Origin of the sequence: Parabacteroides sp. HGS0025, from assembly GCF_000969845.1 — a bacterium.
In the GTDB taxonomy this organism is placed as follows: domain Bacteria; phylum Bacteroidota; class Bacteroidia; order Bacteroidales; family Tannerellaceae; genus Parabacteroides; species Parabacteroides gordonii.
This window is the reverse complement of record NZ_KQ033902.1, coordinates 1,206,551-1,220,320: the sequence shown is the minus strand read 5'-3', so window position 1 is coordinate 1,220,320 and position 13,770 is coordinate 1,206,551. Positions and strand designations below refer to the sequence as shown.

The 13,770-nt window shown below is 44.0% G+C and carries 9 protein-coding genes; 8 read left to right on the top strand and 1 reads right to left on the bottom strand.

Translation table 11 applies throughout. The features are described from left to right. Positions 1-16 precede the first annotated feature (16 nt). Positions 17-2,404, bottom strand: coding sequence for an FtsX-like permease family protein (locus tag HMPREF1212_RS04330; protein ID WP_046148556.1), 2,388 nt, complete (start codon positions 2,402-2,404; stop codon positions 17-19). 464 nt (positions 2,405-2,868) lie between these two features. On the opposite strand from HMPREF1212_RS04330, the gene HMPREF1212_RS04325 reads away from it, so the two are divergent. The 8 genes from HMPREF1212_RS04325 (at position 2,869) to HMPREF1212_RS04290 (ending at position 13,765) form a co-directional block, all read left to right on the top strand. Then, complete coding sequence (locus tag HMPREF1212_RS04325; RefSeq protein WP_046148555.1) at positions 2,869-4,023, top strand: PDDEXK nuclease domain-containing protein; 1,155 nt, start codon at positions 2,869-2,871, stop codon at positions 4,021-4,023. A 10-nt stretch (positions 4,024-4,033) separates the two neighbouring features. After that, on the top strand, positions 4,034-5,401 hold the full coding sequence (locus tag HMPREF1212_RS04320) for a sigma-54-dependent transcriptional regulator (RefSeq protein ID WP_046148554.1): 1,368 nt from the start codon (positions 4,034-4,036) through the stop codon (positions 5,399-5,401). Next, positions 5,398-6,720: a sensor histidine kinase gene (locus tag HMPREF1212_RS04315; protein WP_046148553.1), complete on the top strand. Its 1,323-nt coding sequence runs from the start codon at positions 5,398-5,400 to the stop codon at positions 6,718-6,720. The genes HMPREF1212_RS04320 and HMPREF1212_RS04315 overlap by 4 nt, the downstream gene beginning before the upstream one ends. Before the next feature lie 101 nt (positions 6,721-6,821). After that, positions 6,822-8,333, top strand: coding sequence for a bifunctional ADP-dependent NAD(P)H-hydrate dehydratase/NAD(P)H-hydrate epimerase (locus tag HMPREF1212_RS04310; protein ID WP_046148552.1), 1,512 nt, complete (start codon positions 6,822-6,824; stop codon positions 8,331-8,333). 213 nt (positions 8,334-8,546) lie between these two features. Continuing rightward, complete coding sequence (locus tag HMPREF1212_RS04305; protein ID WP_046148551.1) at positions 8,547-10,268, top strand: tetratricopeptide repeat protein; 1,722 nt, start codon at positions 8,547-8,549, stop codon at positions 10,266-10,268. Between the two features lie 116 nt (positions 10,269-10,384). Next, positions 10,385-10,744, top strand: coding sequence for a DUF3244 domain-containing protein (locus tag HMPREF1212_RS04300; protein WP_046148550.1), 360 nt, complete (start codon positions 10,385-10,387; stop codon positions 10,742-10,744). 272 nt (positions 10,745-11,016) lie between these two features. Then, positions 11,017-12,084 (top strand): DUF4831 family protein, encoded by a 1,068-nt coding sequence (locus HMPREF1212_RS04295; RefSeq protein ID WP_028726258.1) that lies wholly within the window; start codon positions 11,017-11,019, stop codon positions 12,082-12,084. 19 nt (positions 12,085-12,103) lie between these two features. Further along, the gene (locus HMPREF1212_RS04290) at positions 12,104-13,765 is read left to right on the top strand and encodes a peptide MFS transporter (RefSeq protein ID WP_028726257.1); all 1,662 of its coding nucleotides are present in this window, start codon (positions 12,104-12,106) and stop codon (positions 13,763-13,765) included. The last annotated feature ends 5 nt before the right edge of the window (positions 13,766-13,770 follow it).

The window sequence follows — 13,770 nt, the reverse complement described above, 5'->3', positions numbered from 1 at the left end:
TTATTCTTATAATGTTTTATTCATACCTTAATGATTCCACCGGATTGCGCGAAGCAGCCCGCCAGGTTTGTGCTATAACGGTCAGCATCGTTATCAGCAGGATAATACCACCGGCCAGCGGAAACAGCCACCAGCTGATCGTTGTCTGGTAGGCAAAATTGCTTAACCAGTTCAACATAAACAGGTAACCGAGCGGACAGGCTATCAGGAAAGCCAACCCTACCCAACTCATATATTCCCGGCAAAACATCCTGACGATCCGGTCGGAATGTGCACCGTTCACCTTGCGGACACCTATTTCCTTCGTCCGTTGCACCGTCGAAAGCGCCACCAGACCAAATACCCCCATCATAGCAACAATAACTGCCAACACCGTAAAGATCAGAAACATCTGGCTCTGCTGATGCTCACGGGCATAATTTTGGTTCAGCACATCGGTCAGGAAACGGTAGTTGAACAGCATATTCGGGCGAGCTTCCTCATATTTCTCTTTCAGGAACTTCAGGGTCGCCGCCTGGTCTTCCGGTGAGATACGGACATACAGGTGACTGAACATTTGAACGGTATAATACAGATAAGCCGGTTTTATCTTCTCGCGCATCGGTTGGAAGTTAAAGTCTTTCACGACTCCTACCACCCGTGAATTCCTGATACCGAAAGTACCGCCCCTCAGCAACATGCCGATTGGATTTTCCACTTTCAGCATCTTCCAGGCAGTCTCATTGATAACGATCGGCGACTCTTTCGAATAGGAACCATCCCAGTAATGATCGGGATTCGTACCAAACATCTCTCCCTTCAACAACGTCAGCCCCAAGGCATTGATAAAATTACCGTCGCCAACCATCCCGACCATCTTCAGCGAGTCGGTCTTTCCCGTCTCGTCTTCCCAACTGAAAAGGCACTCTTCCCAGCGAGACCCCTTCATATAATCCGTAATCTCCACCCCTAATGTCAGACTCTTTACATGCGGATTCTTCAGCACTTCCTGCTGAAACCCTTCCGACTCACGCCGCCAGTCCTGCACATCCACTTCGATCAAGTTCTCCTTATTCAGTCCCAGATCCGCATTTTGCAGGTAACGGAGTTGTTTGAATATCACTGTCGTACTAATAATCATGGTTATCGCGATCACGAACTGAACACAAACCAAGGCTTTAATAAAAGTTCCTTTCTTTCCTGTCGCCCTCCCGCCTTTGAAGGCCAGCAGCGGATTGAACGACGACATATAGAATGCCGGAAAGCTCCCGGCCAGACAACCTACTCCCACAATACCGAACAGGATAAACAACAAGGTCTGCCAGTTAAACTGAAGGGCAATATCTTTCCCGACAAACAGGTTGAACAACGGTAGTAATAATTCCGTCAGCGCCAATGCCAGCAGCAACGAGATAAAGGCCTGCACCAGACTCTCCGCCAGAAACTGCACGATCAGTGTTTTCCGCTTCGCTCCGGTCACCTTCCTGACACCTACCTCCTTAAAGCGCTGGGAAGCACGGGCCGTCGACAACGTCATAAAGTTAAACGCTCCCATGAAGATGATCAAAGCAGCCAGTATCGTAAACAGATAGATCTGTTGCATACTGCCGTGATTATTCACATCGCCCAGTTCTTTGAAGTTCGTACGCAGATGGATATCTTTCAAAGGCTGAAACGCCAAAGGCTTACCCCGTTGAGAATGTTTCATCCAAAGGTCACGCATGGCCAGCCGATCGGCATCCGTCAAAGTCGTTCCTTTCTGCAGTTGGATAAAGACGTGCATACGCTCCGAGAAAGTCCAGGCTTCACTATCTAATCCATCCCATTTATAAGCATCCCAACCAGCCAGTACATCAAACTGTATATGGCTCTTGCGCGGCACTTTCAACACCGCCGCCACCTTATAATACTTCTTAAAAAATCTACAGGCAACTTCTTTTCCTATGGCCGAAGTCTTACCGAACAACTTCTCCGCAAGTGCTTCCGATAACACGATCATCTGCGGATCTTTCTTTATCAGGGACGGATCACCCGCCACAACCGGAAAGCTGAATACATCGAAGAAAGTCGTATCGACATATCCATAGTTAACCTCAAAGCCTACATTCCCGGCATAAATATCGTATTTACCACCATACTTTATAAAAGTCGCATTCTCCACCTTGGGATATTCCTTACGGAACGTTTCACTAAGGGCGACTACCGTTGAAGGAACCTGCCCCCCGACAGTCGCATCTTCCCGTATCACCCGGTAAATAGAATCCCCGTTCTTATTAAAATCTTCAAACGTCAGCTCGTCTACGATCCAGAGATAGATCAGAAAAGCGGCCGTCATGCCCAGCACAAACCCCAGCATATTGATCGAAGAGAACAGAAAGCTCCTTTTGATCAGCCGAAGGGCTACTTTCACATAGTGTTTCAACATAATATTCTTATTTTATCGTTAGCATGAATATATCCTACTGATACGGATAAGCATTCAATATCTATGCCATTTTCATAACCAGATAAAAATCAACCACATAAGCAGATCACCGTCATAACCAAGTGTACGATTTCGTACAGTTTGCCAGTCTAGCCGCACGCTTCCGCCTACTAACTAACTCCCAGCAAAGGAGAAACTAATCTTTTTCTGCTTATATACTAATGTCCGGATGCCTTATTTTTTTGCTTTTGAGCAAGCCCGAAATTAATTTTGAGCATGCATGAATTTAATTTTGAGCTAGCTCAAAATTGATTTTTAGCATGGGCAAAAGCAAAAAAATAAGGCATCCGTGAACTAATAGGTAAGCAGAAAAAGATTAAAAGTTCACTTGTTACGGGATAGTCTGTCGGCAATACGGAAATTTTAGCTAAGTTTGTGTTGTAGTTTAATGCATAATTTTACGTATGAATCCCAAAGAGATGTTATCGGAAAATCTTCATAATGTAGTCTGCACCATTAAAAACGCTATTCTTCAAAGCCAGTTGCGGGCTGTCAAAGCTGTTAATGCAGAACAGTTATCACTTTACTATGGTATAGGTCAATATGTATCGGCTAATTCTCGCAAGGGATTTTGGGGAACCGGAGCAATAGAAACTATCAGCGAACAACTACAAAAAGAATTGCCGGGACTTCGTGGTTTTTCAGCAACAAGCATAAAGAAAATGCGAAACTTTTACGAAGAATGGCATGATGTGCTTAGTAAATCGACCGCCGCGGCGGTCAATTTGGAAACAACAAACAAATCACCAACAGTAGATAGCGAAATAGACACAAAAGCCTTGTTCGTAGACAATCCGACCGCCACGGCGGTCAATTTTAATCTGAACGATTTCCTGTCGCTTGGATTTTCCCATCATATTGAGATTATCAATAAAACTACAAGTCCTGCGGAACGAATTTACTACATACATCAAGCGGTTCAGAATAGTTGGAGTAAATATACACTAAGAACTCAGTTAGAAGCGGACGTGTATCACCGCCAAGGCACGTTGCCCAATAATTTCACGAAAACAATAAGCGATGCCCGTTCCGCCTTAAAAGCTATAGATATGTTCAAAGATGAATATCTGTTAGACTATATCAATGTGGAAGAATTAGGGGAACGAGATAAAGAAGATATTGATGAGCGGGTTATTGAACAAGCCATCATCCATAATATCAAGAAGTTCATCATGACTTTTGGGCGTGATTTCACCTTTGTGGGTAATCAATATCACCTCGAAGCCTTCGGTATAGACCATTTCTCCGATTTATTGTTTTTCAATAGAGAATTGAATGCTCTCGTCTGTGTGGAATTGAAACGGGGTGAGTTCAAGCCCTCTTATTTAGGACAACTGACCACTTATCTACGCTTACTTGACGACCAGGTACGAAAACCGCATGAGAACCCCTCTATTGGTATTATTCTTTGCAAAAGTGCAAACAAAGAATATGTAGAATATGTCATTCAAGATTATGAGAAGCCTATGGGAGTGGCAACTTATAGAACATTAAATGATATGCCTGAGAAGTTGAGGAAGGCTTTGCCCGATATGGAAGAGCTCAAAAAAATGATATAAACGATAACGCATGGCTGTACGACAAGGAAAAATACTGGTAATAGACGATAACGAAGATATTCTCTTCACATTGAAGATGTTGCTCCGCCCGCAGGTGGAAAGCATTACGACCTGTGCCGACCCGAAAGAGATCAACCGCCTGGTGTCGCGAACGAAATATGACGTGATCCTGCTCGATATGAATTTCACGGCAGATGCCGTCAGCGGGAAAGAAGGTTTCTACTGGCTCGAACGCATCCGGGAGATATCGCCCGAAACGGTCGTCATACTGATCACGGCTTACTCGGATACGGAAAAGGCAGTCAGGGCTATCAAAGCGGGGGCGACCGACTTTATTCCCAAACCCTGGCAGAATGAGAAGATGCTGGCAACTATCTCGTCGGCGCTCGAACTCAGCCGGCGGCGGACGGAAGTGCAGACCCTGAAAGAACAAAAGTCGGTGCTCACCACCACGGAACCGGAAATAGAGGTGATCGGCGACTCACCTGCCATGCAAACGGTATTCAAAACACTGGAGAAGCTAAAGAATGCGGATGCCAACATCCTCTTGCAGGGTGAGAACGGAACGGGGAAAGACCTGATTGCCTATACGCTTCATAAGCAATCGCCGCGTAACCAGGAGCCTTTCGTCCCGATCGACCTGGGAAGCATCCCGCACAACCTCTTTGAAAGCGAACTGTTCGGTTACGAGAAAGGGGCCTTTACCGACGCGGGAAAAAGCAAGTCCGGACGTTTTGAAATTGCTTCCGGTGGCACGCTTTTCCTCAACGAGATCGGTAACCTGCCGCTGATGCTTCAATCGAAGCTGCTCACCGTAATCGAGCAACAGAAGATAAACCGCCTCGGCTCCACCCGGGAAACTCCGATAGATGTCCGGCTGATTTGTGCGACGAACACCGATCTGCACGCCGCCGTAGAAGACGGTAGTTTCCGGCAAGACCTGCTTTACCGTATCAATACGATCGAGATCGCCATCCCGCCGTTACGCGACCGGGGAAACGATGTGTCCCTACTGGCCGATCATTTCCTGAAACGTTACAGCCATAAATATAAAAAAGATATAGAGGGTTTCTCGCGGGAAGCTCGCCAACTGCTGAAACAGTATCACTGGCCGGGCAACGTACGCGAACTGCAACATGTCATTGAACGGGCTGTCATATTGTCCGACCAGAAACGGTTGCAATACGACGACTTCATGCTTCGTATTCCGGCTTCTGTCTCCCGCGAGAAAGAAGAGAAGTTCAATCTCGAAGAACTCGAAAAGAATACGATACAGGAAGTACTGCGTCATTGTTCGGGCAATCTGACACAGGCAGCCGACTTATTAGGTATCACGCGTACATCTTTATATAGACGACTAGAGAAATACGGACTATGAGACAATCCTCGAAAAAGGCGGCTGCCCTGATCCTTCTGTTGCTGATCACCTGTCTGGTGTTCGCCTTTCTGGTGGCCGGAAAGTTTTATATATCCGCGCTGGTTGTCGGAGTGGTTTTACTGATCGAAGCGTATTCTCTTTTCCATCTGATGGGGAAGAGCGAACGGCTGTTCCGGCAGTTCGTCTGGTCGATCCGTTATTCCGACTTCCTGTCTTCCGGCATCACTTCTTCCAATACACCGGACGCCTTACCGCAGGAACTGACGGATGCACTGGCGGATGCCTTGCAACACTATAAAAAGGATCTTCAACAGAAAGAAAGCCAACTGCAATATTTCCAGGCGTTGGCCAACCACATCGACCTTTCGGTATTGGTCTACTCCTCCGAAACAGGCCGGATAGAATGGATGAACCAGGCCGCCAAGATACAAACGGGGCTGAACTTTGCCGAAACGGTAGACGACCTGGCTGTCTATCATCCGGAACTTCCTACCCGCCTGCGTATCCTGCATCCCGGTGAACTCTCCATCCTGCAAGTGCGCCGGAAAGAGGAATATTCGCAATTGATCCTGTCGGCCATGTCGTTTGTCGTACTGGGCAAAACGTTGACTGTCGTAAGCATAAAGAATATCCGTTCGGTATTGGAGAATAAGGAGACGGAAGCCTGGCAGAAGCTAATCCGCGTTCTTACGCACGAGATCATGAATTCAATGACGCCCATCGTCTCCCTGGCCGAACTGTTAAAGAGTAAACAGACTTCCGGAGATAACAACGATGAAGACCGGGAAGAGATAAACCAAGCTGTCGATACGATCTTCCGGCGCAGCAGCGGGTTGGTTCGCTTCGTGGAGAATTACAGGAAAGTGACGGGTATTCCTACGCCTGCCGTTGAAATTATCTCCGTAAACAGTTTACTGAACAGTGCCGGCATGTTATTCAAGGAGCAATCGGATATAGTAAATATCCTTCCGATAACCAGCCATTTACAGATCATTGCCGACAAAGCGATGATCGAGCAAATACTGATCAACCTGATCCGGAATGCCCTCGATGCCACCCAGGATTGCAGGGAACCGAGGATAGAACTGTCGGCCGGAATCAATACGGAAGGAAAGACGTACATACAGGTCAGCGACAACGGGACAGGCATTCCGGCGGATGTGCAGGAGCGTATCTTCATTCCCTTCTTCACCACCAAACCGGCCGGTTCCGGTATCGGACTCAGCATCTCCCGACAGATCATGCACATGCACAAAGGCAGCCTGACCGTTATCTCCGAAGCCGGACAGGGAAGCCGGTTTTTACTTACTTTTCCCTGACCGCAACAAAAGCCTTCCGCCCTTTTTGGAATAAGTAGCTACAACATAGCAAAGTTTGTTATACATTTGTAAGCAGAATAAATATTAGATATCCGACAATTATGATAAAGATATTTCCAACAGACAAAGTAAAGGAACTCGATCAGTACACCATTCAAAACGAACCGATCAGTTCTATCGATCTCGTTGAACGTGCCTCAACCGTATTTGTACATGAATTTTGCCGCCGTTACTCCAAGCAAACGCGTATCATCGTCTTTGCCGGACAAGGCAACAACGGGGCGGATGCACTTGCCATCGCACGCCTGCTGAAAGATGAGTGCTACAAAGTAGAAACTTACCTGTTCAACCCGACCGAGCATCTTTCTTTCGATTGCGAAATGAACAAGCAACGGATACTCGGATTAGAAAAAGTAGAATTCACGGAAGTGATAGCCGATTTCGTTCCGCCGGTACTGACGGATCGCGACGTCGTGATAGACGGTTTGTTCGGTTCCGGCCTCAATCGTCCGATCACCGGGGGATTTGCAGCGATGGTGAAATACATCAACCAATCGGACGCTACCGTTGTGTCGATCGACATTCCTTCCGGATTGTTCGGTGAAAACAACCAGACGAATGATCCCGACTCGATTATAAAGGCCAGCCTGACGCTTACGTTCGGTTTCCCGAAGCTGGCGTTCTTCTTCCCGGAGAATGCACAGTATGTCGGCGAATGGAAAGTACTCGACATCGGCATCCATCCGGATATCGTAGATAATACATCTACTCCTTATATGATGGTGGAAGAAGAAGATATTGCCGAAGTGCTTCAGCCCCGCGAAAAGTTCTCTCATAAAGGGACATACGGCCACGCTTTACTGATTGCCGGAAGCAAAGGCAAAATGGGTGCTGCCCTACTCGCCGCCCGTTCCTGCCTGCGAAGCGGAACCGGCTTGCTGACCGTGCATATCCCGCAACGGGGGGAAGTGATTATGCAGGCTGCTTTCCCGGAAGCGATGATCAGCTTCGACCCGCATCCCGACTACTTCACGACAGTACCGGAAATAGCCTCTTATTCAGCAGTCGGTATCGGCCCCGGCCTGGGACAACACCTTGAATCGGCTGCGGCACTGGAACGTTTGCTCCAAACAACCGAGAAACCGGTCGTTCTCGATGCAGATGCTCTCAACCTGCTTGCATCCAATAAAGACCTGTTGAACCGTATTCCGCCGAGAAGCATCCTGACACCGCATCCCAAAGAATTCGATCGTATCGCCGGAGAAAGCAACACCATGTACGAACGTCTGAAGAAAACGCAGGCATTTGCCACTGAGCACAAGCTTTGTGTTATCCTCAAAGGGACTTATACCGCTATCTGTACGGCTACCGGAAACGTATACTTCAACAGTTGCGGCAACCCGGGTATGGCAACAGCCGGCAGCGGTGATGTGCTGACCGGCATAATCCTCGGTTTACTGGCTCAGGGCGCCGAACCCGAAACAGCATCCGTTGCCGGTGTATTCCTGCATGGTACAGCCGGAGACCTGGCCGCAGTCTACCGCTCGGAAGAAAGTATGATTGCCGGAGATATCACAGATATGCTGGGAAAAGCATTCAAACAGATAAAATAAATTAATCTACAGATAATCAGATTATTTATGTCACCTGCTTGCTTCCATTGAACAGAAACAAGCAGGTGATTTTATCTCATGGAACAAACCATACCCACTATAAAAATCAACACATTTGCTTCTCCCATCACATTTTTAGCAAATTATAATAAATCCCACTAACCTTCTTTTTCAAAAAAAGCTGTATATTCGACATCTATTAGAGAAGGAGAGATGAGAAATAAACCTGGAAATATTATTTTACAAATATCATTTGTAATCAGCTTATTATGCTTAGTTTCATGTTCAAACAGAACATCTGTTTCAACTGAGCTTGATAAGGCCAGATCGTTAATGGAAACAGCTTCCGACAGTTCACTAGCCATACTCGATAATATAACCTCTCCCGAAAAACTATCTGAAAAAGAATATGCTGCCTATTGCCTGCTGCTTACTCAAGCACTGGATAAGAATTACTATATACATGATTCGGATTCATTAATCATGATAGCTACAAATTATTATGAAAAACATAATGATTTATTACCTTTGGCTTTATCCTACTACTATGCAGGACGTGTATATTCTGATATGCAGGATGCTCTACAAGCCCAACAGTATTACTTAAAGGCTCTTGCTCTAGGAGAAAGTCTGAATCTACCGGAGTTACTGATAAAGATCAATAGTAACCTTGGAACTCTTTATAGTTATCAGGACATTTATGAAATGGCTTTGCCTCTTTACAAAAAGACATTGCCTCTTTTTGAGAATACAAATGATTCAACAAATATGTCTTTTGTCCTACGCAATATTGCACGTGTATTTACAGAAACCCAACAACAAGACAGTGCTATTTATTACTATCAGCAAGCAATAAAAATGGCAACCTCCCAAAGCATATCTGCTCTCCAAAATGGCTTGGGCAGCTTATATCTTCAAACAGGAAAATACAGTGAAGCTTATGATTGTATCCAAAAAGCAATTCATTCTTGTAACAACCCTAAATTATTATACCCATTTTATCTCAATTTAGGTGAGTACTACTATAAGACAGCACAATACGACTCTGCACAATATTATTTGAATTATAGTTTGCAAAGTCCTATATTATACACACAAGCAGGAAGTTTATATTTTCTTGCCCAAATAGAGAAACAAAAACTTGATTTTAAAAACTATCTAAAGTACTGGGATAAATATGAACAACTAAGAGATTCTATTGACCACGATTCGCATTTTGAAAACATTCGGATAGCACAAAGCATGTTTAATTATCAACGCATAGCCGAAGAGAAGAACAAATATGAACAAGAAGCATCACGAAGAATGATCATAATATATCAGATACTAATCATTATTACTGCTCTATCAATCATATCCTTCTTCTTTATCAAAAGAGAACAACAGAAAAAGAAAAGATTATTGGATTTGAAGGAAAAGCTATATAAACAAAGCTTAGAATATCTTGAAGAGAACAAAAAGAAAATAGCATTGTTGGAACAAGAACTATCGTCTGGTCAGGAGACAATCGGTGATGTAAAAAGACAACTGTTTGAAACCAAAAAATTGATGCTTGAAATGGAGAACAGACAAATTTCATTAAAGCATGACACGATGCATCTGGTAGAACAGGATCTTAGGAAATCGACTTTATACACAAAGCTTCACCAAACTGAGGAAAAAATGAGTGACAGCGAATGGTCTGAACTTTTTCTATTAGTAGATGCCACCTATCCTAATTTCAAGAAAGGGCTCTTAGAACTTTGTTCACGAATATCCCTCGAAGAGCTACGCATTTGTTACCTTGTCAAAATTGATATTCCTGTAAAAAGAATAGCCATACTTATGAACATTACCAGCTCCGGAGTGTCCCAATGTCGCAGAAGATTATACAAAAAACTAACCAAAGAAGCTGAAAACGCAGAGAAATTCGATTCTTTTATTGCTGATTTATAACAGTTTAAACATTGTCACCATTTTGTCAACAAAAAAATAGCGGGTATTAAGATACGAATTATAATTTTGCGGAAGCATTATCAATTTTATCAACTGACAATTAAATTAATAGGATTATGAAACGGTTAATCGCAGCTTTATTTTTAGTGATTTGTGGAATGTTCTGTGTTCAGTCAATATATGCTGACCGAATTCCTTCAAAAGGTAAATGGGGACAAGAAGACGTTCGTTCTATTATTCCTGCACCACCAGTAGCATTTATTGAAGGAAGTGATTTGAGAATCGAATTTGTTCATCCACTAAGTAATCTAACAGTTAAAGTAACAGACAATACAGGCGTGGTAGTCTATGAAGAAAATATATCTGTATCGACCCCGCAAAGTTATACAATACCATTGAGTGTTCAGAGTGGTGAATATACATTGAGCTTAATTCATAGTTATGGATTCTTAACGGGCTCATTTGTTATTGAATAATTTTGCATCGTACTGAAATTTATGTTTTTAGAATAACTTGTGAGGATAATTAACCAACCTTCATATCTCGATCTCCTTTTCCTTTCATGAGTTATTCTTCTTAATCAAAACTTTAACTATGCTTTGTAACCCCTTCTTGACTGATCCAGATATTACAAATCAAACATATCATCTGCATTACAAAAGACTAAAAGAAAGCTTTACGGTTGGTTTCTAACAAAATATTTCCTAGTTTTGTACAATCATAATTGAGATAAATAATTTGTTTGGATATGAAAAATCTGATCACAATAGCATGTATTTTGTTTAGCTTACCGCTAATGGCCCAAACTAAAGTGGTAAAGAAAAATGCCGTCAAAGCAAATAACTTCGGTATTACCTACTCATTACCTAAAACGCAACTAATCGTAGACGCCGAAGTTACAAAGGTTACCTGCAAGGCCGGCCCTTACTACAAATATGCAGAAAAGTATCTGGGAGTTAAAGATGCTGTCACAGAAGATAAAGTATATTATGAACTAGGAAAAGTGTCCCTGGTCAATAAAGGAATACCCGATCCGGACAATACGTATATCGTTGAATTTAAGAGTGGAACAGTCGCTCCTTACGCTTATCTGACAGAGGACGGATTACTATGTTCCATCAATGCAGAATATACTCCGGAAGAGTCTGAACTTGAAACAATCAAGAAAAGCGGACAGGCTCCGGTAAAAGTAACCGACGCATCCGTTTTCTCTGAAGAATTACTAATGGCCGGATCGACTGCCAGACAGGCAGAAGTTGCCGCCAAACAAATCTACCGTATACGCGAAAGCCGCTTGAATATCCTGACCGGAGAAGCAGATAATCTTCCTCCCGATGGTGAAGCAATGAAGCTGGTTATCCAACAGTTGGAAGAGCAGGAAAAAGCGTTGACCAACCTGTTCACCGGTATTCTTTCCAAAGAGACCACCCATTACGAGGTAAATATCACGCCTTACGATAATCTGGATAAAGAAGTTTTATTCCGTTTTTCTAACCTGATGGGTATTGTCGACGCCGACGATTTAGGCGGAGTTCCGGTCTATATGAACCTGAAAGCAACCGATAGAGCTCCGATCTTAGACCCCAAAGAAGCCGAGAAGAAAGAAAAATCCATGAAAGGTATTATCTATAACGTACCGGGAAAAGCCAGCATCGAGATCAGCATGAACAAGAAAACACTATATAAAGGAGAAGCCCAGATCACTCAGTTTGGGTCACGTGAAGGTCTCGCACCTGTTATGTTCGAAGATAAAAAAGCTCCGGTAAAAGTATATTTTTACCCGGAAACAGGCGCCATAAAACAAATAATCCAATAATAATCTAATTTTAAATTCTATGTTTGAAGGACAACCTAAAGGTTTATACGCGTTAGCCTTAGCGAATACAGGCGAGCGTTTTGGGTATTACACAATGCTCGCGATTTTTACTTTATTCTTACAAGCGAAGTTTGGTTTCACAGCTGCCGAGACTTCAACTATCTTCGGATCGTTTCTGGCTGCTGTTTATTTCATGCCGCTTATTGGTGGTATCCTGGCCGATAAGTTCGGTTACGGTAAAATGGTGACTACAGGTATTGTTGTCATGTTTATCGGATATGTGTTATTATCTATTCCCACACCTTCCTCTACCGGAAAAATATTAATGTTCGGTGCCTTAGCCCTGATCGCCTGTGGTACAGGTCTGTTCAAAGGTAACCTCCAGGTAATGGTTGGAAACCTGTATGATGCACCTGAATATAAAGCCAAACGTGATACGGCATTCAGTATTTTCTATATGGCTATCAACATCGGTGCCATGTATGCACCGACGGCTGCTACGATCATCACGAACAAAATGCTGGGTAAAGCCGGATTTACATATGTTCCACAGATACCTTCACTAGCTCATCAATTCCTGAACGGAACTATCACAGAAGAAGGTGCCGCTACGCTGAGCGGATTACAGGCTGCCCAAAACTTCGTGGGAGATACTGCCGCATTCTGTACAACTTATATAGACAAACTATCGGAAGCTTACAACTACGGATTTGCTATTGCTTGTATTTCTCTGGTTGTATCCATGTTGATTTATGTGGTATTCCGTCCGACATTCAAACATGCCGATTATAATTCCAAACAAGCTAAACCGGCTAACGTACAGGAAGAAGAATTGACACCGGAACAGACGAAAGCTCGTATCCAGGCCTTGTTGCTGGTATTTGCCGTAGTTATCTTCTTCTGGATGGCATTCCACCAGAACGGTTTGACACTGACATTCTTTGCCCGCGACTATACAGCACAGGCAGTTACAGGCCTGGATCGTCTCGGATTCAATATTGTAAACCTGACTTTCCTGCTGGTTATTGTTTACGCGGCTTTCTCTTTGTTCCAGTCGAAAACAGGCAAAGCGAAAGGTATCTCGGCAGGCGTATTGCTGATCATGCTCGGATTACTGGGATGGAGCTACAGCTCGATGGATTCTACAGTAAGTATTCTTCCGCAGATCTTCCAGCAGTTCAACCCGTTCTTCGTAATCGTATTGACTCCGGTATCGCTGGCGGTATTCGGATATTTGGCTAAGAAAAAGAAAGAACCTTCCGCACCACGTAAGATCGGTATCGGTATGGTGATCGCAGCCTGCGGTTTCCTTATCATGGCACTGGGTTCTTTAGGACTGCCTACTCCGGCAGCAGTAGAAGCGAATGGTATTTCTCCAGATGTACTGGTATCCCCGAACTGGCTGATATCGACTTATCTGGTATTGACTTTCGCAGAGTTGTTGCTTTCACCGATGGGTATTTCATTCGTATCCAAAGTGGCACCTCCAAAATATAAAGGTATGATGATGGGCGGATGGTTCGTAGCGACTGCTATCGGTAACTATCTGGTGGCTATCATCGGTTATCTGTGGGGTGGAATGCAGTTGTGGATGGTATGGAGCGTATTGATCGTATGCTGTTTGCTGTCGGCACTGTTTATCTTCTCTATTATGAAGCGTCTGGAAAAGGTTGCTAAATAAAAGAA

What these genes read in the sequence shown, in the direction of transcription:
- HMPREF1212_RS04330 (WP_046148556.1), bottom strand. Translation starts at nt 2,404, where the DNA reads ATGTTGAAACACTATGTGAAAGTAGCCCTTCGGCTGATCAAAAGGAGC.
- HMPREF1212_RS04325 (WP_046148555.1), top strand. Translation starts at nt 2,869, where the DNA reads ATGAATCCCAAAGAGATGTTATCGGAAAATCTTCATAATGTAGTCTGC.
- HMPREF1212_RS04320 (WP_046148554.1), top strand. Translation starts at nt 4,034, where the DNA reads ATGGCTGTACGACAAGGAAAAATACTGGTAATAGACGATAACGAAGAT.
- HMPREF1212_RS04315 (WP_046148553.1), top strand. Translation starts at nt 5,398, where the DNA reads ATGAGACAATCCTCGAAAAAGGCGGCTGCCCTGATCCTTCTGTTGCTG.
- HMPREF1212_RS04310 (WP_046148552.1), top strand. Translation starts at nt 6,822, where the DNA reads ATGATAAAGATATTTCCAACAGACAAAGTAAAGGAACTCGATCAGTAC.
- HMPREF1212_RS04305 (WP_046148551.1), top strand. Translation starts at nt 8,547, where the DNA reads ATGAGAAATAAACCTGGAAATATTATTTTACAAATATCATTTGTAATC.
- HMPREF1212_RS04300 (WP_046148550.1), top strand. Translation starts at nt 10,385, where the DNA reads ATGAAACGGTTAATCGCAGCTTTATTTTTAGTGATTTGTGGAATGTTC.
- HMPREF1212_RS04295 (WP_028726258.1), top strand. Translation starts at nt 11,017, where the DNA reads ATGAAAAATCTGATCACAATAGCATGTATTTTGTTTAGCTTACCGCTA.
- HMPREF1212_RS04290 (WP_028726257.1), top strand. Translation starts at nt 12,104, where the DNA reads ATGTTTGAAGGACAACCTAAAGGTTTATACGCGTTAGCCTTAGCGAAT.